Origin of the sequence: Apibacter sp. B3706 (assembly GCF_011082725.1) — a bacterium.
GTDB lineage: Bacteria > Bacteroidota > Bacteroidia > Flavobacteriales > Weeksellaceae > Apibacter.
The window spans coordinates 374563-398626 of the sequence record NZ_CP049715.1 but is presented as its reverse complement, the minus strand read 5'-3'; the positions used below and the strand labels follow the sequence as shown (position 1 = coordinate 398626).

Here is a 24064-nt window from a genome sequence, read left to right as displayed (position 1 = left end):
AAAATTTTAGACAATAATGAACAATACTTTAATTTAAACGTATTTCACATTTGAAGTCAAATTACTTATTAGGTAGTTAAATTCATTTAGTAAATCCTGACAAACTATTTTGATGAAATTTGATTAAGCATTGTACATTAAATAAAAAAGTCATTAAAAACAAGCTATTTGACTCGTTTAAAATGACTTACTTTAGTGACCGCGGAAGGAGTCGAACCCTCAACCTTCAGAGCCGTAATCTGACGCTCTATCCAATTGAGCTACGCGGCCATTTATTTTGCGTGCAAAGCTAATAAAATTTTTTTTTCTATTAAAATCTTTTTGAATTTTTCAATGAATTTTCATTATTCTTTCAAGTCTTTTTATTTAATAATACTTTTTTTAAAACTCTGGATATAGGGGTTTCTAAATACTTATAGCTTAGTAATGAAAAAATGCAAGCTAATGAAGCAATAAGTAAAGGTATGAGAAGTATTTCCTTTCCTAAAAAATTATAGATACTATTTATGGCAGCAACTCCAATATGATAGTGAATTAAATATAAAGAATATGAGGCAACGCCCAATCTACAAACCCATTTATTATTTAAAAAAGAAAGATATTTTGGAAAATAAACGAAAATTAAAAACAATAACAAAATGGAAAGGTAAATAAACAATAGCTTTATATCTTTCCCCCAAATTGTTAAAATAACTATCAATATAATCATTATGCTTAAGTTCTTATATTCTTTTTTATTGTTGTATAATTTATATAAAAAAAGCCCCACAAGAAACCATAAACATTCATGAAAAAAAATAAATCCTCTACTGACAAATTTATAGTATTTAATTTTTTCCGGGGATATAAAATTTTTCAAAATTTCATGTCCCATTTCACTTGAAAATAAAAGAAAAATCGGTATGCCTATTATACAAGTCAATATATAATTTCTTATCATTTTTTTAGGCGACAGAAAATATAAAAATCCTATTAAAAAATAAAAATTCACCTCAACCCATAAGCTCCAATATGCATTATCTATATAGTAATATTTGGTATAACCGACGAATATATCTACGAAATTTGGATCTATAAATGTATTAGCTATGTAATAATTAATTATATTTTTAGAACTGTAATATCCTTCGCCTTTGTATATATAACTAAAAAATAAGAAAGTACATGTTGAACAAATAAACATCCCCGGAGCTAACCGAATATATCTTTTTTTTAAGAATTGTAGATAATTTTTAGAATTTTCCAATGAGATAGAAATAACAAAACCGGATATAATGAAAAAGATTTGAACCCCTAAATATCCTTGATAAGCTAAAAATTTAACTATTTCATTTTTTGAAAAATTATAATAATGTCCTAAAACAACCATTCCTATAGCTAACACTCTAAGTCCATCTAATATAGGCACTCTTGAATTTTTCATAATTTAATTTACTTATGGCAGTTAGATTTTAATTATTTTTTACCAACCTTAAAATTTCTTCAGGTCTTTTTACTATGTATTCGGCTCCATATTTTTTAAGTTCTTCTTCATATCTAAATCCCCATAGAACCCCTATACTTGTTATGCCTGCATTTACAGCTGTTTGCATATCTGTTCCGGTATCTCCAACATAAATTATTTCTTCTTTATTTGTTATACCTAATTCATTCATAATATCGTAAACAATCTGTGGATTCGGCTTCATGGGAACGTTAGTTCTTTGTCCAAAAACAGATGAAAATTTTATTTCACTAAAATATTTTTTTACTAATGCTTGAGCACCTTCCATAAATTTATTGGATGCTACTGCCAGTTTTATATTCATGGAACTCAGTGATTTTAACATTTCAATTACTCCGTCATAGGGTGCTGTCTTTATATCTGAATGCTTAGTATAGTATTTAATGAATTCATCTTTAATTTTTTCAATTACCTCGAGATCACTTTTTAATTCGGATGGCAAAGCTCTTTCAATCAATTGAGTCATTCCATTACCAACAAAATTTTTGTATGAATCTAAAGCATGTACCGGTAAATGATTTTTTTCTAAAATATAATTACATGAATCAGCTAAATCATTTAGCGTGTTAAGTAAAGTTCCGTCTAAATCAAAAATAGCCAACTTAGTCATAATTTTATTTTTTTTTATTTTACAAATATAGTTTTAAACATATAGTTAAAATCTTCCTTTAAAGACCAATTTTTCACATAATCTTTATTTATATTAATTTTATCCTTCCAAATGATCGTATCATTGTATAATTGTGGATTTTCAACTTTAGATAAAATTTCCTCTTCATTTCTGTATTTTAGTTGAGCCGGACCTGTAATCCCAGGCTTTACGGAAAGAATAATTTTATCTTCCCCTTCTAATTTGTCCGCATAACCCGGAACATCGGGCCTGGGACCCACCCAAGACATATCACCCATAAGAATATTTAAAATTTGGGGTAATTCATCCAATTTATATTTTCTTAAAAATTTACCTAATTGGGTGATTTGCATTTTATCTGTAGTGACCGTTGATGTATATACCCCTTTCATCGTTCTAAATTTGAACAAATTGAAATGTTTACCATTTTTACCTATTCTATTTTGAGTAAAGATTCCAATCATACCTGTGTCAAATGTAACCGCAATAAATATAATTATCATGGGGACAAGAAAAATAATAAAGCATATTAATGCTAATAAATAATCTGCTATAATTTTATTTTTCTTCATACTATTTATTATACAAAATTATAAAAGAAAAAGGATTTCTTACGAAATCCTTTTCCTATTAAGCACCTTTTAAAATAAACATTGAATAAATATTCTAATAACTATTAAAAAACTTTTTCACCGTGTTGTGATATATCTAAACCTAATTCTTCTTTATCAGGGTCAACTCTTAATGGAATAATTTTATTTACAATAAATAATAATAACAACGTTCCAAAAAAAACAAATATGGAAACGGCAATCATTGCTATAAAGTGATTAACAAACAATGTGGTCTCTCCAAAAAACAATCCGTTTGAAGGAATATCTTCATTTATAGACTTATCCGCGAAAACTCCGGTTAAGAGCATTCCTACCATACCTCCCACTCCATGACAAGGAAAAACGTCTAAGGTATCATCTACACCGTTAGTATGGAAAAATTTAACCATGTAAAAACTAATCACGCTGGCAATTAATCCGATAAACAATGAATGTCCTAAAGAAACAAATCCTGCACCCGGGGTTATAGCTACTAAACCCACTACAGCTCCTACACAAACTCCTACTGAAGATAATTTTTTTCCATTTATTTTTTCTAAAAATCCCCAGGTTAGAGCACTTAAAGCAGAGGCTGCCGTTGTATTTGCAAAAGCTAGTACACCTAACTCATTAGCTGCAAACGATGATCCCGCATTAAATCCAAACCAACCAATCCAAAGCAAACTGGCCCCTAAAATTACATAAGGTATTTGTGCAGATGCTAGAGTTGTATCTCTTCTTTTTTTCAAAAAAATGGCTCCTGCTAAGGCCGCCCAACCGGAACTCATATGAACCACCGTGCCTCCGGCAAAATCCAATATTCCTGCCTTTGCCAATATTCCTTCCGGATGCCATGTAGCATGTGCCAGGGGGGAGTAAATAAAAATTGAAAACATAACTATAAATAATAAATAACCCCAGAATTTTATACGCTCTGCAACACCTCCCGAAATTAATGCCGGAGTTATAATGGCAAATTTTAATTGAAAGAGGGCAAATAAAAGTATGGGGATCGTAGGCGCTCCTACCCAGGCAGAAGTTGTTCCAATTCCTTGCATAAACATATGAGGTAATGGATTTCCTATGATACCCCCTATATCCGGTCCGAATGCCAATCCAAACTCAAAGATAAACCATAAAACGGTTATTGTCACCATAGCTATAAAGCTCTGAAATATAGTGCTTATTATATTTTTACTGTTAACCATTCCTCCATAAAAAAAACCTACTCCGGGAGTCATTAAAAAAACAAGCACTGAAGCTACTAACATCCAAGCTACATCAGCAGAATTAAAATTTATGCCTTCTGCAACTGCTTTTGAAGACTCTGCTGAAAATAATGTATTTGAAAAAAGGCTTACTAAACCTACAAATATTAAAATTAGAATTAAAATATATTTACGCATACCCAATATTTTATACAGCAAAAATATAATTTTTTAATTAAAAACAAAATAAACATATGTTTTTTAATGGGTATAAATTATAAATCTTAATAAATTATAAGATAAACCCCTATTTTTAATGCCACAATTTATTTTTATTGCATTTATATATTATATTGGATAAAAATTTAATCTAAACATTTGATTATTTAAATCGTTTAATATATTTATCTCTTATTCAAAGAACTATTCGTATATTTTATTTAAAAAATTTTTTACCCTATAAATTCATACAATTTAAAAAACTATAAAATTATATCAATAAACAGCTGCAACCACTAAAATTAAATTTATTTTATATAATTTTTTTTAAAAATTTTTATAATATTTGCGATTCATTCAATAATATTTTAAAAATAAAACCCAAAAGTTCTTTTCAAACTAGACTTGCAAAATTCTTTTAAAAATGTATTTAGTATTAAACATTTCTCCCGCAAACACCAATTCTATAAAAATTATTACATATAAACTACCATATAATTATATATTAAAAATATTTAGATAAATATTAATATATTTTATTTCTATATATTAAAAAATAATATATATTTATCTGAAATTAAAAACTATATTAATGAAAGTTATAAACAACTGATTTTAAATGAATTACTAATTTTTTAATAACAATTTTTATGAAAAAAATTCTTTTAACACTTAGCACTATTTTAGCGCTATATTCATGTAATAATGAAGACTTACATGATGGATCATCACCTTCTCATTCTTTGAATGATAAGAAAATTATCAATCAGTCCGGCTCTATACAAGGAGTTACCTATTCATTTGATAATGTAGAAGTAAACCCTAATTTAGTAACCTTGAATACAGAAAATAGTTCTATTCTTAGTACTAAAGAGGAGTTATCAAGAGGATTTATTAGTTTACAAAACATATCTGAAAAAATCGGTAAAGAATTAATCCCGGGTAATACCGTTTATTTAATTACCCAAGATTCGACGTATATAAGAAATATCACCTCAATTAATCAGAAAAATGATATATATAATTTAGAAACAACGGATGCCAATATAGGCGATGTTTTTGAAAACGGTACGTTAAGCTTATCTTTAAATATTGATGATACTAATAAGAATAGTTCTTTACTTGCACTTAAAAATGCATACGATAAAGAATACGTTTTTCATCCTTTGATTTTTAATAAAGAATTTCGTGTAAAAGGGCTAATTTTTAATCCGGACAGTAAATTAACCCCTTCTATAGCTGTAAAATTAGGTTTTGATAAATCACGCGTTATACCTAGCGTAATTGAAATGTATTATAACAGCCATACAGAATATAATCCAACTTTAACTTTAGATAAAGACTTTAAAGGTAAATTTTCTCATGATTTTATCGATAATGTTCCACAAATCCTGATCGATTATTTAAAAAAATATAGTGTAACTATTAAAATTCCTACCGGCAAATATTTAGGAGACGTTCCGGTTAAAATTAGTGTAAACCAAATTAATTTTCCAACTGAAATTGAAGCAAACGTTTATAGAGGATCTAGCGTGAGCTTTAAAGCAGAAGGTAATGTAAAATTAGGAGTTAAATTCACACTTAATAATAATCCGGATTATATTTATGAAAATGGAATTCAAAAAATATACGGATTTAATAACAATTTATACGGAGAAGTTTTAACCGATATGAAATTCATCATCATACCTCAAGTTCAAGTTTTCCAATCTAAATTAATTGATGTTAAAGGTAAAATAACTGTAGGACTTAAAACTTCTAATATCGGTAACGGAACTTCTTCAGATGACTCTAAAAGTTTTTCACAAGGAACCGTTTATACCTCTGCGGCATTCACTTTTTCAAGTTTAGGTTTACCTGCCTATAGCACCGATATTTTCAAAAAATCTATAAATATATGGAAAAAAGGAGACTATGTTAATTCTGTTTCTTTTTCAAATTTTAAAGCGGGTAAAGCAACCATTGTACCATGTAGCGGTTTGACCTCTTTTGGATATGATGTTTTGTTAGATTATAAATACAGCTTACCAGGAAAAACTATTTCCGGTGATTTAGAAATAACTTATGATGTATATGCTGATAATGGTACTCTTCTTGAGTCTAATAAAACAGTTAAAGTGCTGCCATATAATGTAACTTCTAACTCATTTAAATTCAATATGTGTATTCCTTTCAGAAAAATCAATTTCTTCAATATATCTAAAATTAGTTATGTTAAAAATATAACTATTAAAGATGCTAACGGATATATAGCAAATGGAATATTAGACCCATTGACCGGAAGCCCGGTTACTGAAATTGCTTTTGTAAGGTAATTTTTCTTAGTAATATATTAGTAAAGGTAGACGCTCATTGTCTACCTTTTTTTATAAATATAATATTTCCTCAAAAAAATCAAAACGTATAATATTAAAAAATTATCAATATTTAAATTTTTCTTAAGAAATATAAGTTATCATGAAGAATTTTTAAAAAGAATAGCAAATAAATACGGTAAACATTTTAAAGGACTTACAGATTATTACTAAATTTGCACGATAAAATTGTTATTATGCAACTTTCAGAACAAGAACTAATTCGAAGAGAAAAATTACAAAAACTTAAGGATGCGGGTATCGATCCATATCCCGCTGCAGAATATAAAGTTACGCATACTGCCCAAGAAATAAAAGATCAATTTAAAGAAGGAGAGAAGGTTGTGATTGCCGGAAGACTTATGTCTAATCGTATTCAGGGAAAAGCGGGTTTTTCTGAGCTGCAAGATACCAGCGGGCGTATTCAGCTGTATTTTAACAGAGATGTAATTTGTCCCGACGATGATAAATTTAAATATAACGATTTTTATAAAAAATTGCTCGATTTAGGTGATTTTATAGGAGTTGAAGGAGAATTATTTGTTACTAAAATGGGCGAAAAAACCGTAATGGTTAACGATTTTAAACTTCTTTCAAAGGTATTGCGACCGCTTCCTCTACCTAAAGTTGATGAAGAAGGAAAAGTCCATGATGCATTTAATGATCCTGAATTAAGATATAGAATGAGATATGTTGACTTAGTAGTCAATCCCCATATTAAAGATATTTTTATTAAACGGACTCGTCTGTTTAATGCTATGAGATCCTTTTTTAATGATAAAGGATATTTTGAGGTTGAAACCCCTATACTTCAATCCATTCCCGGTGGAGCTGCGGCTCGACCGTTTATAACCCATCATAACGCCTTAAATATTCCATTATATTTACGAATTGCAAATGAGTTATATTTAAAACGTCTTATTGTTGCCGGTTTTGAAGGTGTTTACGAATTCTCTAAAAACTTCAGAAATGAAGGAATGGACAGAACGCATAATCCTGAATTTACTGCAATGGAAATTTACGTTGCTTATAAGGATTATAATTGGATGATGAAGTTTACTGAACAATTATTGGAACATTGCGCCATAGCAGTTAATGGAACAACCCGAGCAACATTTGGCGAGCATGAAATTGATTTTAAAGCTCCATATGCCCGAATTTCCATGACTGACGCCATTAAAAAATTTACGGGTTTTGATATAACAGGAAAATCTGAGGAGGAATTGAGAAATGCAGCAAAAGAAATGGGTGTTGAGGTGGATGAAACTATGGGTAAAGGAAAAATCATAGATGAAATATTTGGAGAAAAATGTGAAGGTAATTTTATACAACCAACCTTTATTACTGATTATCCCAAAGAAATGTCTCCATTAACCAAACAACACCGCGATAATCCTGAATTAACCGAACGTTTTGAATTAATGGTTTGCGGAAAAGAAATCGCCAATTCTTATTCAGAATTAAATGATCCCATAGATCAAAGAGAACGTTTTGAAGAACAATTAAAATTGTCTGAAAAAGGAGATGATGAAGCAATGTTTATTGATCAAGATTTTTTACGTGCATTGGAATTCGGTATGCCTCCGACTGCAGGTTTAGGTATAGGAATGGATCGATTAATTATGTTCCTTACTAATAATCCGTCTATACAAGAAGTATTATTTTTCCCGCAAATGAAACCCGAACAAAAAGTTTCTTCCATCGAACATTCTGAGGAAGAAAAAATTATTATCAAATTATTACAAAATAATAATTCTTCTATGGAATTAAATGAATTAAAATCTTTGGCCGGACTAAGTGGAAAAAAATGGGACAAAGCCATGAAATCGCTTTCTAAACATTCATTGATTACTGTTACTGTTACTAATGAAAATAAAACAGTTGAATTAATTTCATAAAAATATTTTGAAATAACATTTATAAGGCTATCTTTTTAGATAGCCTTTTTAAATTAAAATATATTGAATTTAGAACCCATACATTCTATTACAAGTCAATTTGAAAAAATGAACTAAAAAAAATGTTTTTATTTACCACTAAATCTATAGGAATTAGATGATATTAAATTCATATTTATTATCTTTGTTTAAAATCAAAATAAATAAATGATTATGGAAACGATATTTAAAAATAAAAGTCAAGAATTACTTAGCTGTATAGAAAATCTAAAATTAAGTAACTCTGATTATGAGCAAGTTGCATCAGAATTATTTAAATATAATTTTAATGATTACGATGCAGCTTTTTCTATTAATAAAGTAAATGTTCCGGAAGGCAGTTATGTTCGATTACCTATTTATGCTAATAAATGCTGTGCGATTTTAATGCTTTGGGGGGTAAATAATAAAACGGCCATTCATGACCATTTAAACTACGACGGATTAATAAAAGTTTTAAAAGGAAATCTTACAGAAGTTAGTTACTTGGAAGATAAAAATTTCATAGTATACGAAGGGGAAGGCGTAGCTCCTGAAGGTGCTATTTTTCCTGAAGATTTAGGGGGTATTCATTCGGTAGTTAATAATTCTTCGGAAATATCTGTTAGTTTACATATCTATCATACTCCTCAAACTTCTTTAAAAGGTGTTAGAATTTTTGATTATGAAAATAGAAAAATAGCCATCTTAAATGATAAGGCTACATCTTGTTCATGGAATTTACCTGAAGATAATTACGAGAAAATCACTCAATTATAACTAGTATAATCTAGTATAATTTTAAAATATTTAAATTCTAACTCAATATGAGTTAGAATTTTTTAATTAGATATTAATTCATATCCGTCAATTTTAAAGCCCAACCAAGAATTCAATCTCTACCTTTTCAGATATTAAATCCAAACTTATATTTTCTAATTTTTTTGAACTTTACAACTTATAAAGTTTAACAATAAAAAAAGCTATTTCATTTAAATGAAATAGCCTTTTAATCTTGTTAATTGTAAAAATTATTGTAAAAGTTTTTGAAGATTTAAAGCATCTGCATTTTGAGGATCCACAGATAATGTTTTGTTCAAATAAGTTTCTGCTTTATCTTTATTTCCTTCATGATATTCTTTGTAAGCGAAAAATGTATAGGCAATAGCTAAATATGCTTTTTCATTGGCTGAATATTCTTTCTTCGGTTCAACCATATCAATATATTTTTGGAAGGCTTGAGCTGTAAGACCGCTTTTATCACTCGAATCATACGCGTATAATGCCATACCTTTTCCGGCATAAGCTACTTCCCAGGTAGGAATTAGAGAAATCAATTGATCCCATGAAGCAACAGAGCCTAAGTAATCTTTAGCTTCGTATTGTTCTAAAGCTAAATTATACCATGAAGTTGTATCGTTGGCATCAGCCGCAACCGATTTTTTCAAAGCCTCGATTTTGGAATTAGTTATAGATGCTTCTGTTTTAGCTCCCGGTTGTAAGGATAAAAGAATTGATTGGTAATCGTAAGTTTTATCTCCTTGACCGATGGCTTTGGTTAGATTTAATATCGCGGTTTTAGTTAATTCCTCTTTTTCTTGACCGCTCGCAGTTTTAATTAATGAGGATTGTATTTTTCCTAAAACTCCATAATCCGAACCTTCTCTTTTTGATTCTGGAATGGTTTGTAAATATTGATTTATATTTTTATAGGCTTCGGAAAAATCAGAATTTTCAATTAAATCCAATGCTTTTAACTTAAATTTTAACGGATCGGATATATCATTCCAATTTTTAGTCAGTAAATCTAAAGACTTTGCATAATCTTTAATAAAATAGGAAACTTTAGCTAATTCAAATTGTGTTTCGGCATCGTTGTTCCCTGACAAAGAAATATATTTTTGTAAGTTTTTAAAAGCTTCATTATAATTACCGCTTCTCACATTAAAGTCTGACAAATATTTGTATGTTAATGGATAATTAGGATTAGCTGCTATGGCCTTGTCAAAATTTTCTGAAGCTAATTTTCCTTGTCCGTTGGTTCGCCCCCATATGTTTCCTATTAATGCATAAGGTATGGATTTATCTTCGGCAATTCCTAAGGCTTTGGTATAATTGGAAACCGCCTTACCCGGATCTTTTTTTTCAAAATAGGCATTTCCTAAAACTATATAGTATTCGGACTTATCTTTATTCTTAACCAAGTCTAATAACTTTTGGCCATATTCGATACTTTTATCATAATCTGTACTTTCCGGCTTATTAGTAAATAATTGATAGGCATTTGATATTTGAAATAATACATCCGCATTTTTGTACTTAGATCCTTTGGCGATGGATTCAAATTCTGCATTTGCTTCCGATTTTTTTCCTTGATATAATTTTATTGTCGCCAATCCGATTTTGTTTAAATCAGATTTTGGATCTAAAGCCAAACCTTTATTAAAATATTGTGAAGCCATTTCTAGATCAGGTTTAGAAATTGATAAATAATATGCCCCTAAATAATAATAATTGTCTGCTGATGGTGATTGAGCTGCTAATTTTTCAAAAGTATTTTTAGCCTTGCTATATTGATCATTTCCTAAATACTTAATACCTTCTTGAATACTTTGTGCATTCATAAATCCTGATAACATCAAAGCAGAGATTACAAATGTTGCACCTATTTCTTTTTTCGCGTAATTCATTCTAAATTTTTATTTATTTTTCTTTTTATTTTATTTTTAACTATTATTTGTATTCTAATAGTATTAAAATTATTTATTTTTTAAAATTTATCTTCCATGAAGTTCAATCCTTCTTTCATACAAATAATAGGGTTGAAGTCCTGCCCTTTTAACAATAAGCTGTCCTCTCTGAGAGCCACAAAATCTTGAAAAACTGCTCCCTATTTTAAAACTGTTTTCAGCATTTAATAGAAAAACTCTTTTGGTGAAAGGGTATATACCTTCACGCAAATTAGGCACCGTCGGATTTATTAAATTACCATCCGCTCTTCTTATAGGCAATATTCTCACTTTTGAAAGGAACTCCTTAACTTCATTACTATTTTCTTCACTTAATACATCCAAACCAATAATTCCTATATGAGAGCTATTTTTACTAATAAATTGGATCACCTCTTTTCCATTTGAAAATGAGTTAATTTTTTGATTTTTAGTAAGTTTAAACCCTAATTTTTTTTTTAAATTATTAAAATTACTTGAATTTCCTCCATCAAATACAAATTTACTATCATTTGAAATAATATTTGATTTTAAAGAAGTTTGGTCAATTTCTTTAATGGAACTTTCTTTTGACACAACAAAAATGGTTGCATCACATGCTATTTGTGTTGAAATATAAGTAACGTTGGTATGATTATATAAAATCCCGGCTTCTTCTGAAGATAAATCCCTGGTAGTCATTGCTAAGGAAACCTTACCGTTCAAAAGATCAGCGATCACTAAATCTTCAACTTCCGGCTTGAATAAAATTTTTGTTTCGGGATAAGAGGATTGAAAAACTTCAACTAAAGCAGAGCCTAAATTCATAAGTGACGGATCAATAGCTAAAGTTATATTCCCTTGCCTATACGCTTGTTTCTTTTTTATATCTTCTTGGCACGAAATACATATAATTAAAAAAGCTAAAAATACTATGGGTCTGATTATTAATCTATTGTTCATTTTGTCTAATATATTTAGTCGCTCGGTAAGCTCTAAAAAATCCGTAAACTATTAATAATCCCCCTAAAATCCAAGAATATTCAGGTTCTAATTCAATAAAAAACTTTTTATAAACAATAATTAATATTCCTATTATAAAATACCCAATTCCAATAAATATGGAAAGTGATTTATAACTTAGCTTCATACTTCTTTTTTTGAAGAATTCTAAATAACAAATATAAAAATATTTATTTACTTATTTTTGCAGTTACTATTCTTATAATCTTTTTAAAAAATAAATTTTATGGATTATGTTATCAATACATTTTCAGACTTAGAAGATGTTGCTAAAGAAATAATTTCAAATTCAAAATATAAAATTTTTACACTTAAGGGAAATCTAGGTGCCGGAAAAACCACTTTAGTAAAATATTTATGCAAAACACTTGAATGCCCCGATACCATAACCAGTCCAACTTTTTCATTAGTAAATGAATACCTGTGTCCTGCAGGTAGAATTTATCACTTTGATTTATATCGAATTAAATATATGGAAGAATTAATAAATATTGGTTTTTATGAATACATAGATTCCGATAATTATTGTTTTATAGAATGGCCGGATATATGTGAAAATGAATTACCTGAACATCATAAAATTTTATTAAATTTGATGGATCAAACCAGGCACTTAACATTTAACTAATATGGGTATTTATACACCTTTTTCCGAAGAAGAGCTGATTCCCCTGGAGGAACGAATTGAAGTGATAAAAAAAGGAGGAAAATGCAGTATTGGTATTCCTAAAGAAGATCATTTGATTGAAAGCAGGATTGCTCTCACTCCCGATGCTGTTTCTGTTCTAAGCTCTAATGGTATTGATATCATAATGGAAAGTGGAGCCGGTTTAGGGGCTCATTATTCCGATGCTTTATATTCCGAGGCAGGGGCAACAATTTCATACGACCCTAAAGAGGTTCTGTCTCAACCCATCATTTTAAAAGTTGAACCTTTATCCATAGATCAAATAAAGCACTTGCAGCCAAATTCCTATTTGATTTCTGCTGTACAAATAAATACTCAATGCAAAGAATATTTCGAAGAACTTTCTAAAAAAAAGATTACGGCTTTAGGATTTGAATATATACGAGACAGCCATAATGAATTATCCATTGTACGACTTATTGGTGAAATAGCCGGTGTTTCCAGCATACTTATTGCCGCTGAATTACTGTCTTCAACTCATGGGGGAAATGGTCTTTTACTAGGAGGAATAACCGGTGTTAGACCATCCAACGTAGTAATTATAGGAGCAGGAAATGTGGGAGAAAGCGCCGCACGTTCGGCTTTAGGGTTAGGAGCCACCGTAAAAGTGTTTGACAATTCTATTACTCGACTTAGAAGATTTCAAGAATTACTGGGACGACGGTTATATACATCTACGATAGACCCGAAAGAGCTCAGCAAAGCGTTAATTCGCTGCGATGTTGCCATTGGTTGCTTAAAGGGAGAACTTAGGGCTCCGATTATTGTACCTGAAAATACTGTTAAAAGAATGAAACCGGGATCTGTTGTCATTGATATAAGCATTGATAACGGAGGAGTTTTTGAAACCTCAGAAATAAATGCTAAAAATGAAGCTTTTATTAAACATGAAGTCCTACATTATTGTGTTCCCAACATCACTTCTAAATTTGCAAGAACCGCTTCAAAAGCTTTAAGTAATTTCTTTTTAAGTTATTTTCTTAATCTGAACAATCAAGGAGGATTTGAAGCTATGTTTAGAAAAAACCGTGGAATTTGTCAGGGCATTTATATGTACAAAGGCAGAATTACTAATAGACAGATAGCTTCTTGGTACAACCTGCCGTATCAAGACATTCATTTACTAATTATTTAAGCATGTCATTTTCTAAAAGATTAAGACTCTATCTTACGGGTTTTTTTATGGGTCTTGTATTTATATTATTTGTATTTGGTAATAAGGTATTTTCTTGGTCATATTTGCCCAATGACAGGGTTTTAGCTGAAATACAAACCAAACCTTTAAAATTTTCAAATCAAAGTCTGGAAAGTCTTAAACTAAAAAAAATATCTCTCAATTTTATAAAAGATACAGTTCTTAGTAAAGGTAAAATAAATTTTAAGATGAGTAATGCTCAAGCATTGCCTTGTCCTCATTATGTCCTTCATTATGAAAGCTTAAAAGTTACATTTACTAAATGCAAAGACACGGTAGTCATAAACACGATTGATTAATCCTATTAAGGATTTTTTAACATAAAATTCCGTTTGTACAATTTTTTCCTATATTTACAATCTAAATGTAAAACAGAATATATGAGATGGTTTACTAGACAGAAAAAAAACATCAGTACTGACATTAGCGAAAAGAGGGAGGTTCCTGAAGGATTATACTATAAAACTCCATCCGGGAAAATTATTGAAACTGATCAATTAACAGCTAATTTCTATGTAAGTCCGGAAGATGATTTTCATGTTAGAATTGGTAGTTCCCAATATTTCCAAATTTTATTTGATAATGGTAAATTTAAAGAACTTGACGTAAAAGTTCACAGCAAAGATTCATTAAATTTCGTCGATTCCAAACCGTATAAAGATCGATTAAAGGAAGCACAATCTAAAACTAATTTAACTGAAGCCATAAGAAATGCGGTAGGTAAAGTAAATGGAAAAGAAATATATATTTCTTGTATGGACTTTAGTTTCATCGGAGGGTCTGTGGGATCAGCGGTTGGAGAAAAAATTAGAAGAGCCATCGATTACTGTATTAAAAATAAATTACCATATGTAATTATAAGTCAATCCGGAGGTGCTAGAATGCAAGAAGCAGGGCTATCTTTGATGCAATTGGCAAAGGTTGAAGCTAAATTAGCTCAATTAAGTGATGCCGGACTTCCTTATATATCTGTACTAACAGATCCAACCTTTGGAGGAATAACCGCTTCATATGGTTCTACCGGTGATATTATAATTGCTGAACCCGGCGCATTAATCGGATTTGCAGGACCAAGAGTAATTAAAGAAACTATCGGAAAAGATTTGCCTCCAGGTTTCCAATCTTCTGAATTTCTATTAGAAAAAGGCTTTATAGACATTATCGCACACAGAAAAGATTTAAAAAATACCATTTCACATTGTGTTGACATGTTAATGAATAAAGAAGTTAAATAAAATATAAAAAACAAAGAAAAAGCTAATAATTATTAGCTTTTCTTTTTTTAATCCATTACCTAAAAATTTATAATCTCCTCAAATAAATGACCCTTAATTATATTTGGATTGCCTTTATTATCTTATCTTTTTTTGTAGGAATTCTTAAGTTCCTGTTTTTAGGAGATACGGTAATCTTTAAACATATGGTTGACGGGTTGTTTAGTACTACCAAAGTTGCAGTAATGGATATAGCTTTGCCTTTGGCAGGAATGATGACTTTCTGGTTAGGAATAATGAAAATTGGTGAAAATGCAGGTGCTATACGTTTTCTCTCTAAACTGGTATCTCCTTTTTTTTCCAAATTATTTCCTTCCATTCCCAAAGGTCATCCTGCAATAGGAAATATGATGATGAATTTTAGTGCCAATCTTCTTGGGCTGGATAATGCCGCCACTCCTTTAGGATTAAAAGCAATGGACAGTTTGCAAACACTGAATACTAAAAAAGATATTGCAACGGATGCACAGATTATGTTTTTAGTTTTGCATACCTCGGGACTAACATTAATCCCGACTTCCATTATGCTCTACCGCTATTTAAATGGTGCACAAGATCCTACCGATATATTCGTACCGTGTATTGTTGGAACTTTTTGCACTACTTTATTTGGTATAATTATAGTAGGAATTAAACAACGCTTAAACCTATTTAGTCGCCAAATATTGATCGGTCTACTAGGGGCTCTAGTACTGATTTTTGGGCTTTCCTATTTCATAAAATATTCCACAGATTCTCGGACAAAATATGCTGTCGAGTATGTATCTCATATCACCCCTCAAACTGTATCGGTTGAAAATGTAACTGTAGAAGATTTTATTAAATTATATCCTGATTCATTTCAGAAAGAGATTAACGTAAAAGATAAAAAAATTACTCCTGAGTTGATCTGTAAAACTAACCAAGAATATATAAATTTTGAGCGTGGTACAGCCTCTCGAGTGATTAGCAACGTACTTTTATTACTAATTCCCGTTGTATTTATTACAGGCGCTTTTATAAAAAAAATAAATGTTTTTGATAGTTTTATTGATGGTGCTAAAGAAGGTTTCGGAGTATCTGTAAAAATAATTCCTTATTTAGTTGCCATGTTGGCTGCTATCAGTTTATTGAGAACCAGCGGGATAATGGATTATCTAATTAATTCTATTTCTTATTGCTTATCCTCGTTACATATCAATACCGATTTTTTACCTGCACTACCTACTGCTTTAATGAAGCCCCTTAGTGGGAGTGGTAGCCGTGCATTAATGATTGAGGCCATGCAAAATTATGGTGCTGATTCTTTTGTAGGAAGACTTACCTGTATATTTCAGGGAAGTGCAGATACTACTTTCTATATAGTTGCTCTTTATTTTGGAAGTGTCGGTATTAAAAGAATTAGATATTCTCTTACTGCAGGTTTGCTGACCGATTTATTAGGCGTAATCACAGCCATTTTTATTACCTATTTTTTCTTTGGGTAGACATTAACTATAAATATGTTAATTTTTTTAACACATCATCGAACTCCTATAACAATATTTTTCTTAATTAAATATTAATATCTTTGCACCTGTTAATATTTAATTTTTCTTTGTTCCTATGAATGATTTTAGTTGGGGCCAATTAGTTAATCCGGAGTTTTATATAAAGTTAGGCGGTATTTATTTAGTTTTATTTATAGTTTTTGCTGAAACGGGTCTCTTTGCCGGATTTTTCCTTCCCGGAGATAGTTTATTATTCCTCTCAGGTATATACAGTAAGGAATTAATAAGAGAAATTTTTTATATTGAATCAGATTTTTTAAGTGTTTTTTTATTATCATGCTTAATTTCAATTGCCGGTATAATTGGTAACGAAATAGGTTATTGGTTTGGAAAAAAAAGCGGATCTTATCTTTATAATAAAAAAGATACCTTTTTATTCAAAAAAAAATATCTTTTCCAAGCAAAAGAATTTTATGAAAAACATGGGGGAAGAGCAATTATTCTTGCTCGGTTTTTACCTATTTTAAGAACATTTGCACCCATAATTGCCGGAATTGTTCAGATGAATAAGGGTAAATACTTATTGTATAATGTTTTAGGATCAACGGCTTGGTCTTTTTCCTTATTATTTTCGGGACATTATCTTTACCAAATATTCCTTAAGGAATTTAATTTCGATTTGAAACGTCATATTGAAACTATTGTATTAGTAATGGTAATAGTAACCACCGCCCCTGTAGTAGTTAAGTTATTTTTCCAAAAAAATAATGATATTTCAGAAAATTGATGTTAAAAACTAATAGATATATATAATTTATAAAATTATATATATCTACCGGCTGCTTTTAATTGCAATAAATTACTGACTGTTTAATTTTACTTAATTCAATAATTTTTATACTTTTTGAAAAGTTTAATATTAAATTTATAGTATAATCGGAAGGACCTCTCCTTTCATTTGACAAATTAATAGATTTTTTGTACATTGAATATTGTTCTTTACTAGTTGTTATAGTATAGATAACGATATTAAATTAAATTTTATTATTGTAAATGAATGTTAAATTTTTGGTCTCAATTAGTTTTCTTAGATTTAAAATTGCATATCTCATTCTTCCTAATGCCGTATTAATCCCGACATTTGTTTCTTCTGCAATTTCTTTGAAGCTTAAACCTTTATAAAAGCGTAATTCTAAAACTTCTTTTTGATCTTGAGACAGCTCATTTATAAGTCTTTTAAGATCCAGGTTAATTTGCTCATTTATTATTAAATCCTCTATGGATAGTTCGGATACTTTTACAAAATCAAATATATTATAATCCTCATTCTGTCCACTGGATTCGTTAATTATTTTCGTTTTATTCGAAACCCTAAAATGATCGATAATTAAATTATGTGAAATTCTCAAAACCCATGGTAGAAACTTCCCTTCTTCGTTATATTTTTTCTCCTTAAGAGTTAATATAACTTTTATAAAAACATCTTGAAATAGATCTTCAGCTAACTCCGGGTTATTAACCTTTCGATTGATATAATTATATATCTTTAACTTATGCCTATTCAACAATGTTTTAAGAGCATTTTCATTTCCATTAATATAAGAATGAACTAATTCACAGTCAGTTCTTTTTATCATCACTTATGATATTTGTTAGTTAATAGAGTAAAATTTTATTCTATATATCTAATAATTTCAATTTTCAACCAAGACAACTTCTTAGGGAACAAATGTATATATAAAATTTTAAAAAAACCTAAAAAATGTTAATGAAATTATAATATTTTATTCATGCAACATAAAATTGATTTATTTTTTTCTTATTTATATTGCAAAATCCTACTATTACTATCAAAACTTAAATATCATGAAGTAAAATCAAAACTTTTTCATTAAGCAATATAATTTTTAAAATATAGAACAAATTTATATATTGCAACTTGAAATCTAAATATTAATATGAATAAGATAAAATACCAATTAGAATTTGCTATGAAATGTTCCACTACTCTTTTGTTTGAATATATTGGAACTTCTTCAGGTATGAGTGAGTGGTTAGCAGATGACGTAATTGAAAGAGGAGATAAATTTACTTTTGTATGGGGAGATCAAGAAGAATCAGCTAACTTAATACGATATAAAGAAGAGTCTTTTGTGCGTTTTAGATGGGAAGAAGATGAAGGAACCAAATATTTTTGGGAACTTGCCATACATGTTGATGATGTAACCAGTGACGTAGCTCTTGTAATTACTGATTTTGCCGAAGAAAGCGACTTAGAACACTCTAAATTATATTGGGAAAATTTAATTGAAGACCTAAAAAAGATTATAGGTTCTTAAATAATAATTAATCCCCGTATTAGGGCCAACAAAAAAACTACTAACACAAAAAAATACTAATTATTTAGTATGAAAATTATTTTCAATCAAAAATGTATTGAAGAAAATCAATTAGTAATCAATTACACTGAAAACAATTATTTTTCCGGGGATTTTGTAAATGGTTTCTGTTGGCTATTTCAAAATAAACTCCTTTATTGGGAAAATGTATATTTCCAATTGATGGCATCCATGAGAAAAATGAGGATAGATATACCTCTAGCTTTTACTCCTGAATTATTTGAAAATCAAATTAAAATACTCTCTGAAAAATTAAACACCACAGAAGGTAGAGTAAAAATAACAATCTATAGAAATATCCAAAATCATCCCCCTTCATTTATAATACAAATTGTACCCCATAAAAATTTCTTTGTAACTACTGAAAATGAAGTTGATGTTTATAAAGAAGTTCTTATATATCCCAATTTATTGTCTGATTTATTAATTTATCAGCCTCTTAATAGCATAGCAGAACAATATGCAAGAGAAAATGAGTTACAGGACGTTATTTTACTGAATAGTGAAAAAAGAATAGCTAGATCTGTATTAGGTAATATATTTTTAATTCAAGATAATATGATAGTTTCCCCTCCCACTACGGAAGGTGCCATCCAATCTGTTTTAAAGAAAAATTACATCCTTTTTCTACGAGAAAAAACAAATTACATCTTTAAAGAAGCACCAATATCTCCTTTCGAAGCTCAATCTGCAGATGAATTTTTTATACTTAGTGATGAAAATGGATTACTGCCCGTTACCCGGTTGAGAAAAAAAGTTTTTAAAAAAGATCAAACTCGTTTATTGACAAAAAAGTTTATCGGTTATTCTTTCGAATAGTTGGTAACTCAAAACATCTGTTTTTGTTTAAAAAAAAAAGGTCGCATAAGCGACCTCAAACTAAAACCACAAAAAAATGAGAAAGCGATTACATTTAAGTAATCATGTCTTGAAAGATCATTAAAAATCTTTTTAAAGATATCTCTTACTTTCTTGATGCAAAAATAATCTAATTATGGTTCTATAAAGGGTTTTATCAATAAAATTATTTTATAGTGTAAATAGTACGTTTTTTATTACCCCTCAATTTTAGATAGATAAACACGCTAAAGTGTAAAATAAAATTTAGGCTTGCACTATAAAAATAGTGGGTTCTTTGTGAAAATTTGGTTTTTTAGCTTTCCAATCTTTGCAATATAAAGTTTTAATAGATTCGTTGGGAAGAGTAACATTCGTTGCAATACATAAAGAAGTTTTTGGATTTAAGTATTTAATCAAGTCATCAAATAACGCTTGATTTCGATACGGAGTTTCCATAAATATTTGCGCTGATCCTTGATTTCTGCTAATCTTTTCAAGATTTACTATTGTCTTTTTCCTTTCATTAGAATCTATGGGAAGATAACCGTTAAAAGCAAAATTTTGACCATTTAAGCCACTGGCTATTAAGGCTAATATGATGGAAGAAGGACCTGTAATAGGAACTACTCGAATATCGTGTCTGTGACACCAAGAAACTAAAATATTACCCGGATCTGCTATGCAAGGTAATCCCGCTTCTGAAATTAATCCAACATCCTCCCCGTTTTTCAAAGGCTGTGAAAGATATTCCAATTCCTCTTCCGTGGTTCTTTTATCTAATATTGAAATACTTAATTCGCTTTGAGTTGTATCCGGACATAAAAATTTAATAAATTTTCTGGCCGATTTCTGATTTTCAGCAACAAAAAATTTTAACGTATGTAATAATTCGATTTCTCTCGGAGAAAATATATCTTTGGGTGAGGTTTCACCTAAATAGGCAGGAAGTAAATATAATACAGCCATAATTATTTTTTACTAAACTTTTTTCTTCTTACAAATATAAAAGAACCTCCTACGATACTGACTAAAACGATAGGAACGCCTAAATTTAACCATTGCCAATACGTTTTTTCCTGAACAATTAGAGGCTTATTCAACATTCTCATTTGTACCGTCCTGTTTCTTAAAAGCATTAAACCGTGATCATCTAATAAATAGTCCAGGGCGTTTATTAAAAATTCTTCATTTCCATAAGTAATACCTGTTGAATAATCAAAACCTAAAGGCAAAGGTTGACCTTTTATCACCTGATTTCTTGCTATGTCACCATCGGATATAACGATCATCTTATTATTGTTTGACCGGTCCACAAAATTTTTAATTCCACTAGACTCTATCCTATCCTTGTATGCAGAGGTAAATTTCCCTTCAAGCAAAACTGCCAATATTTTAGGCCCTTTATTGTATTCGTTCCAATTTACATTTTCTCTTTCAAATAACTTTGCTTCTTCAAGTGATATATAAGAGGGTACTCCTTGAAGCGAAGTATAGGAAGAAGTTTGATAGAGAATTGTTTTTTTAACTCCGGGAGTATCTAAGGTATCTATTGAAGTAGGAAACTGAAAGGATACTGGATTAATATTTTTGGTTATCGGATGATTATTCAAGGAAAATCCCATAGGAAAATATACCCAAGGTACTCTTGCATTTTGTGCATTTCCTTGTATTTCTCCAACCTGTAAATTTATATAAGTAGGATTTTTTATATCCTTAACAATTCCGGAATTTATCCTTACTCCGTAAGAAAATAATAAATCAGTTAAATTAAGATCATACGGATAAGCCAATATTTTACTGGACTTAAGCAAAGTATCCATTTCGGCATTAACTTGATCAATTGCCCATAGTGTTTTACCTCCACTCATGATATATTGGTCAATCGTTAATTTTTCTTTATCAGTAAAAGCCTTTCTTGGTTTGGCAATCAGTATGGCGTCAAATTTCTTAAGTATTGGTAAATCCTGAAGTGACAAGGTCTGACTATCTTTAGGAAAAATAGGTCCGAAATTATAACTTTGATGAATCCTGTTAGCCAGGCTGAACATTTCCAATCGATTCAGTTCTTTTTGATTTACTAAAATGCCTACACTTTTCAAACGTTTATTGGATAACTTATCAATAGCACTGATAAAACCGTATTCCAGATTTTCGATAGATTTAGCCATTTGCTCATCTCCTGTTATTCCTGCCTGAGAAATTATTAACGGTACTGTTTGCCCATTGCCTTTATATTTTATAGTTGCATAAGGAAATAAAATTAGTTGAGATGATGCTCCATCTTTTTCAACCCGCAAAGCCGAAGGAGCCATTCCCATAGCTTCTAATGTCTCTTGTGATAATTTTTCCTTTATTGGATCTATTAATTGAAAATTAATATTGGAATTTAACCTTTTAAATTCATCCAGCAGACTGAGAGTTTCAGACTGCAGTTGTTTAAAATCTGCAGGAAAATCTCCTTCTAAATATACATCAATCTGCATCGGCTCATCAATTTTTTTTAATACTTGACGAGTACTTTCAGTTAACGTATATCGTTTATCCGAAGTTAAGTCAAACCTTTTATAAAAAAAACCACTAGCCAATATAAGACCTGCAATAAGTAGGAATACTAAGCTAATATTTATCTTTTTTAAATATATCATTACTTTTTGCTGTTGATTATTCGAATCGATAATAAAAGAAATCCAACTATTACAAAGATAAAATAACCTATATCTCTTGTATCTACGATCCCTTTGGTAAAACTGGTATAATGTTGAAAAAATCCTATTTTTTGCAGGGTATAATCTAAATTTCCTAACAGATTATACGATGCCAAATTTTCAAATCCATAAAAACAAATAAAACAAAAAAAGACACCTGTGACAAACGCTAATACCTGATTTTTTACTAAGGAAGAACAAAAAATACCAATTGAAGCAAAGGTCATGGACAAAAAGAGTAATCCGATATACCCGCTAACAATGATTCCTGAATCTATATTTCCTTTCGGTAAACTTAAATTATTAATCGTATAAACAAAGGTAAAAGTAGGAAGTAAAGAAAATAAGACTAGAATTAAAATTGCCCAATATTTTCCTAAAACAATAGATGAAACAGACAATGGTTGAGAAAATAACCAGACCAAAGTACCGTTTTGCTCTTCTTCCGCAATGCTTTTCATTGTCAAGGCAGGTAATAGGAACATCAATACCCAGGGAGCAAGTATAAAAAAGTTATTTAATGTAGCCAATCCTACATTGAAAACATTAAAATCATTATCGAAAAACCATAAAAATAAAGAACAGATTAACAAGAAAGCAGCCGAAACAATATATGCGCCTAATGTTCCAAAATATGCCCAAAGTTCTTTTTTAAAAATTGAAAACATACGATTCTTACTTTTTCTTTTTTCTGTTAACTAATTTTACAACCAACATAATTACAAGAACTAGAACAATAAAACTGATCAATAAGCTTAGCCACATTCCCATAAAATATTGTTTGAAAATAACTATAAATATTACGGCAAATAAAATAATAGTAGCAACTTCATTCATCATACGGAGCTTAATAGAAGTTGTATTGAATTTTCCGGCCTTTATTCTCCTAATACACCTCCAACTCCAGTAATGATATAGAGCCAACGCTCCAACAAATACCAGCTTAATATGGAACCAAGGTTCTCTTAAAATGTAAAAAGTAATATCCCCGCGAGTATTAATCATCATTAATGTTCCGGTAATAAGCATTATAATTCCTGCCGGAACCGTTATGATATCCCATAAACGAGAAATCATATATATGTATTGCTTTCTAAGAATCTCACGCTCAAGCTCCGGTTTTTCATTGGTATCTATAAAATAAACAAATAAACGTATTAAGTAAAAAATCCCCGCAAAATAGCTTACCATAAAAATAATGTGAATCGCTTTTAAGGCAAAATAACTGGGAATATCAGGAATATGCATTATACAATCAATTTTGAATGCGAATTTAATAAATTTAATATTATCAATACTTTAATATATAACCCTGTGAACAGGTTATATATACACACC

23 protein-coding genes and 1 tRNA gene are annotated in these 24064 nt (G+C 29.7%); 11 read left to right on the top strand and 13 right to left on the bottom strand.

The window, feature by feature from the left end:
• Window positions 1–196: 196 nt before the first annotated feature.
• The 5 genes from G8C41_RS01845 to G8C41_RS01825 form a co-directional block, all read right to left on the bottom strand.
• Window positions 197–270: transfer RNA gene (locus G8C41_RS01845), tRNA-Arg, on the bottom strand.
• 82 nt (window positions 271–352) lie between these two features.
• Complete coding sequence (locus G8C41_RS01840) at window positions 353–1423, bottom strand: acyltransferase family protein (RefSeq protein ID WP_166005935.1); 1071 nt, start codon at window positions 1421–1423, stop codon at window positions 353–355.
• Window positions 1424–1451: 28 nt separating this feature from the next.
• Entirely contained in the window at window positions 1452–2114 is a 663-nt protein-coding gene (locus G8C41_RS01835; RefSeq protein WP_166005934.1) for an HAD family hydrolase, read from the bottom strand.
• 14 nt (window positions 2115–2128) lie between these two features.
• Window positions 2129–2707: a sugar transferase gene (locus G8C41_RS01830; RefSeq protein ID WP_166005933.1), complete on the bottom strand. Its 579-nt coding sequence runs from the start codon at window positions 2705–2707 to the stop codon at window positions 2129–2131.
• A 104-nt stretch (window positions 2708–2811) separates the two neighbouring features.
• Window positions 2812–4134, bottom strand: coding sequence for an ammonium transporter (locus tag G8C41_RS01825; RefSeq protein ID WP_166005932.1), 1323 nt, complete (start codon window positions 4132–4134; stop codon window positions 2812–2814).
• A 671-nt stretch (window positions 4135–4805) separates the two neighbouring features.
• On the opposite strand from G8C41_RS01825, the gene G8C41_RS01820 reads away from it, so the two are divergent.
• The 3 genes from G8C41_RS01820 (at window position 4806) to G8C41_RS01810 (ending at window position 9205) form a co-directional block, all read left to right on the top strand.
• Window positions 4806–6470, top strand: a complete 1665-nt coding sequence (locus tag G8C41_RS01820) for a hypothetical protein (protein WP_166005931.1) — start codon at window positions 4806–4808, stop codon at window positions 6468–6470.
• Window positions 6471–6706: 236 nt separating this feature from the next.
• A complete protein-coding gene (gene lysS / locus G8C41_RS01815) occupies window positions 6707–8407 on the top strand; it encodes a lysine--tRNA ligase (RefSeq protein WP_166005930.1) in 1701 nt (566 codons plus the stop codon).
• Between the two features lie 213 nt (window positions 8408–8620).
• Entirely contained in the window at window positions 8621–9205 is a 585-nt protein-coding gene (locus G8C41_RS01810) for a cysteine dioxygenase (protein ID WP_166005929.1), read from the top strand.
• Window positions 9206–9456: 251 nt separating this feature from the next.
• Here the strand turns inward: G8C41_RS01810 and G8C41_RS01805 are convergent, their stop codons facing one another.
• The 3 genes from G8C41_RS01805 to G8C41_RS01795 all read right to left on the bottom strand — a co-directional run bounded on the left by G8C41_RS01805 (window position 9457) and on the right by G8C41_RS01795 (window position 12283).
• Window positions 9457–11115 (bottom strand): tetratricopeptide repeat protein, encoded by a 1659-nt coding sequence (locus G8C41_RS01805; protein ID WP_166005928.1) that lies wholly within the window; start codon window positions 11113–11115, stop codon window positions 9457–9459.
• An 87-nt stretch (window positions 11116–11202) separates the two neighbouring features.
• Window positions 11203–12096 (bottom strand): PstS family phosphate ABC transporter substrate-binding protein, encoded by an 894-nt coding sequence (locus G8C41_RS01800; RefSeq protein WP_166005927.1) that lies wholly within the window; start codon window positions 12094–12096, stop codon window positions 11203–11205.
• Window positions 12086–12283, bottom strand: a complete 198-nt coding sequence (locus G8C41_RS01795) for a C4-dicarboxylate ABC transporter (protein WP_105298037.1) — start codon at window positions 12281–12283, stop codon at window positions 12086–12088. The genes G8C41_RS01800 and G8C41_RS01795 overlap by 11 nt, the downstream gene beginning before the upstream one ends.
• Window positions 12284–12382: 99 nt before the next feature.
• On the opposite strand from G8C41_RS01795, the gene tsaE reads away from it, so the two are divergent.
• The 6 genes from tsaE to G8C41_RS01765 all read left to right on the top strand — a co-directional run bounded on the left by tsaE (window position 12383) and on the right by G8C41_RS01765 (window position 17569).
• Window positions 12383–12784, top strand: coding sequence for a tRNA (adenosine(37)-N6)-threonylcarbamoyltransferase complex ATPase subunit type 1 TsaE (gene tsaE, locus G8C41_RS01790; protein WP_166005926.1), 402 nt, complete (start codon window positions 12383–12385; stop codon window positions 12782–12784).
• 1 nt (window position 12785) lies between these two features.
• Window positions 12786–13979 carry an alanine dehydrogenase gene (locus G8C41_RS01785; RefSeq protein ID WP_166005925.1) on the top strand — a complete coding sequence of 398 codons (1194 nt, stop codon included), beginning with the start codon at window positions 12786–12788 and terminating at the stop codon, window positions 13977–13979.
• Window positions 13980–13981: 2 nt separating this feature from the next.
• On the top strand, window positions 13982–14338 hold the full coding sequence (locus tag G8C41_RS01780; RefSeq protein WP_160564188.1) for a DUF4258 domain-containing protein: 357 nt from the start codon (window positions 13982–13984) through the stop codon (window positions 14336–14338).
• A gap of 81 nt (window positions 14339–14419) precedes the next feature.
• The gene (gene accD / locus G8C41_RS01775) at window positions 14420–15274 is read left to right on the top strand and encodes an acetyl-CoA carboxylase, carboxyltransferase subunit beta (RefSeq protein WP_105298041.1); all 855 of its coding nucleotides are present in this window, start codon (window positions 14420–14422) and stop codon (window positions 15272–15274) included.
• An 86-nt stretch (window positions 15275–15360) separates the two neighbouring features.
• Entirely contained in the window at window positions 15361–16779 is a 1419-nt protein-coding gene (locus tag G8C41_RS10100) for a nucleoside recognition domain-containing protein (protein ID WP_221411732.1), read from the top strand.
• Window positions 16780–16897: 118 nt separating this feature from the next.
• Window positions 16898–17569 carry a DedA family protein gene (locus G8C41_RS01765; protein WP_160567009.1) on the top strand — a complete coding sequence of 224 codons (672 nt, stop codon included), beginning with the start codon at window positions 16898–16900 and terminating at the stop codon, window positions 17567–17569.
• 247 nt (window positions 17570–17816) lie between these two features.
• Here G8C41_RS01765 and G8C41_RS01760 read toward each other — a convergent pair whose 3' ends face one another.
• Window positions 17817–18419, bottom strand: coding sequence for an RNA polymerase sigma factor (locus tag G8C41_RS01760; protein ID WP_166005924.1), 603 nt, complete (start codon window positions 18417–18419; stop codon window positions 17817–17819).
• Window positions 18420–18740: 321 nt separating this feature from the next.
• On the opposite strand from G8C41_RS01760, the gene G8C41_RS01755 reads away from it, so the two are divergent.
• The gene (locus tag G8C41_RS01755; protein WP_105298045.1) at window positions 18741–19121 is read left to right on the top strand and encodes an START-like domain-containing protein; all 381 of its coding nucleotides are present in this window, start codon (window positions 18741–18743) and stop codon (window positions 19119–19121) included.
• Between the two features lie 69 nt (window positions 19122–19190).
• A complete protein-coding gene (locus G8C41_RS01750; RefSeq protein WP_166005923.1) occupies window positions 19191–20000 on the top strand; it encodes an aminotransferase class IV in 810 nt (269 codons plus the stop codon).
• Window positions 20001–20285: 285 nt separating this feature from the next.
• Here the strand turns inward: G8C41_RS01750 and G8C41_RS01745 are convergent, their stop codons facing one another.
• Genes G8C41_RS01745 through G8C41_RS01730 form a run of 4 tightly spaced genes read right to left on the bottom strand, consistent with a single transcriptional unit; the run spans window position 20286 to window position 23974 of the window.
• Window positions 20286–20987: an SAM-dependent methyltransferase gene (locus G8C41_RS01745; RefSeq protein ID WP_166005922.1), complete on the bottom strand. Its 702-nt coding sequence runs from the start codon at window positions 20985–20987 to the stop codon at window positions 20286–20288.
• A 2-nt stretch (window positions 20988–20989) separates the two neighbouring features.
• Window positions 20990–22666: a gliding motility-associated ABC transporter substrate-binding protein GldG gene (gene gldG / locus G8C41_RS01740; RefSeq protein ID WP_166005921.1), complete on the bottom strand. Its 1677-nt coding sequence runs from the start codon at window positions 22664–22666 to the stop codon at window positions 20990–20992.
• A complete protein-coding gene (locus G8C41_RS01735) occupies window positions 22666–23394 on the bottom strand; it encodes an ABC transporter permease subunit (protein WP_160557133.1) in 729 nt (242 codons plus the stop codon). The genes gldG and G8C41_RS01735 overlap by 1 nt, the downstream gene beginning before the upstream one ends.
• 7 nt (window positions 23395–23401) lie before the next feature.
• Complete coding sequence (locus G8C41_RS01730; protein ID WP_105298050.1) at window positions 23402–23974, bottom strand: CopD family protein; 573 nt, start codon at window positions 23972–23974, stop codon at window positions 23402–23404.
• Between the last annotated feature and the right edge of the window lie 90 nt (window positions 23975–24064).

Bases quoted from the DNA above. Each gene is read 5' to 3' on its own strand.
- G8C41_RS01840 (WP_166005935.1), bottom strand. From the start codon at position 1,423: ATGAAAAATTCAAGAGTGCCTATATTAGATGGACTTAGAGTGTTAGCT.
- G8C41_RS01835 (WP_166005934.1), bottom strand. From the start codon at position 2,114: ATGACTAAGTTGGCTATTTTTGATTTAGACGGAACTTTACTTAACACG.
- G8C41_RS01830 (WP_166005933.1), bottom strand. From the start codon at position 2,707: ATGAAGAAAAATAAAATTATAGCAGATTATTTATTAGCATTAATATGC.
- G8C41_RS01825 (WP_166005932.1), bottom strand. From the start codon at position 4,134: ATGCGTAAATATATTTTAATTCTAATTTTAATATTTGTAGGTTTAGTA.
- G8C41_RS01820 (WP_166005931.1), top strand. From the start codon at position 4,806: ATGAAAAAAATTCTTTTAACACTTAGCACTATTTTAGCGCTATATTCA.
- lysS (WP_166005930.1), top strand. From the start codon at position 6,707: ATGCAACTTTCAGAACAAGAACTAATTCGAAGAGAAAAATTACAAAAA.
- G8C41_RS01810 (WP_166005929.1), top strand. From the start codon at position 8,621: ATGGAAACGATATTTAAAAATAAAAGTCAAGAATTACTTAGCTGTATA.
- G8C41_RS01805 (WP_166005928.1), bottom strand. From the start codon at position 11,115: ATGAATTACGCGAAAAAAGAAATAGGTGCAACATTTGTAATCTCTGCT.
- G8C41_RS01800 (WP_166005927.1), bottom strand. From the start codon at position 12,096: ATGAACAATAGATTAATAATCAGACCCATAGTATTTTTAGCTTTTTTA.
- G8C41_RS01795 (WP_105298037.1), bottom strand. From the start codon at position 12,283: ATGAAGCTAAGTTATAAATCACTTTCCATATTTATTGGAATTGGGTAT.
- tsaE (WP_166005926.1), top strand. From the start codon at position 12,383: ATGGATTATGTTATCAATACATTTTCAGACTTAGAAGATGTTGCTAAA.
- G8C41_RS01785 (WP_166005925.1), top strand. From the start codon at position 12,786: ATGGGTATTTATACACCTTTTTCCGAAGAAGAGCTGATTCCCCTGGAG.
- G8C41_RS01780 (WP_160564188.1), top strand. From the start codon at position 13,982: ATGTCATTTTCTAAAAGATTAAGACTCTATCTTACGGGTTTTTTTATG.
- accD (WP_105298041.1), top strand. From the start codon at position 14,420: ATGAGATGGTTTACTAGACAGAAAAAAAACATCAGTACTGACATTAGC.
- G8C41_RS10100 (WP_221411732.1), top strand. From the start codon at position 15,361: ATGACCCTTAATTATATTTGGATTGCCTTTATTATCTTATCTTTTTTT.
- G8C41_RS01765 (WP_160567009.1), top strand. From the start codon at position 16,898: ATGAATGATTTTAGTTGGGGCCAATTAGTTAATCCGGAGTTTTATATA.
- G8C41_RS01760 (WP_166005924.1), bottom strand. From the start codon at position 18,419: ATGATAAAAAGAACTGACTGTGAATTAGTTCATTCTTATATTAATGGA.
- G8C41_RS01755 (WP_105298045.1), top strand. From the start codon at position 18,741: ATGAATAAGATAAAATACCAATTAGAATTTGCTATGAAATGTTCCACT.
- G8C41_RS01750 (WP_166005923.1), top strand. From the start codon at position 19,191: ATGAAAATTATTTTCAATCAAAAATGTATTGAAGAAAATCAATTAGTA.
- G8C41_RS01745 (WP_166005922.1), bottom strand. From the start codon at position 20,987: ATGGCTGTATTATATTTACTTCCTGCCTATTTAGGTGAAACCTCACCC.
- gldG (WP_166005921.1), bottom strand. From the start codon at position 22,666: ATGATATATTTAAAAAAGATAAATATTAGCTTAGTATTCCTACTTATT.
- G8C41_RS01735 (WP_160557133.1), bottom strand. From the start codon at position 23,394: ATGTTTTCAATTTTTAAAAAAGAACTTTGGGCATATTTTGGAACATTA.
- G8C41_RS01730 (WP_105298050.1), bottom strand. From the start codon at position 23,974: ATGCATATTCCTGATATTCCCAGTTATTTTGCCTTAAAAGCGATTCAC.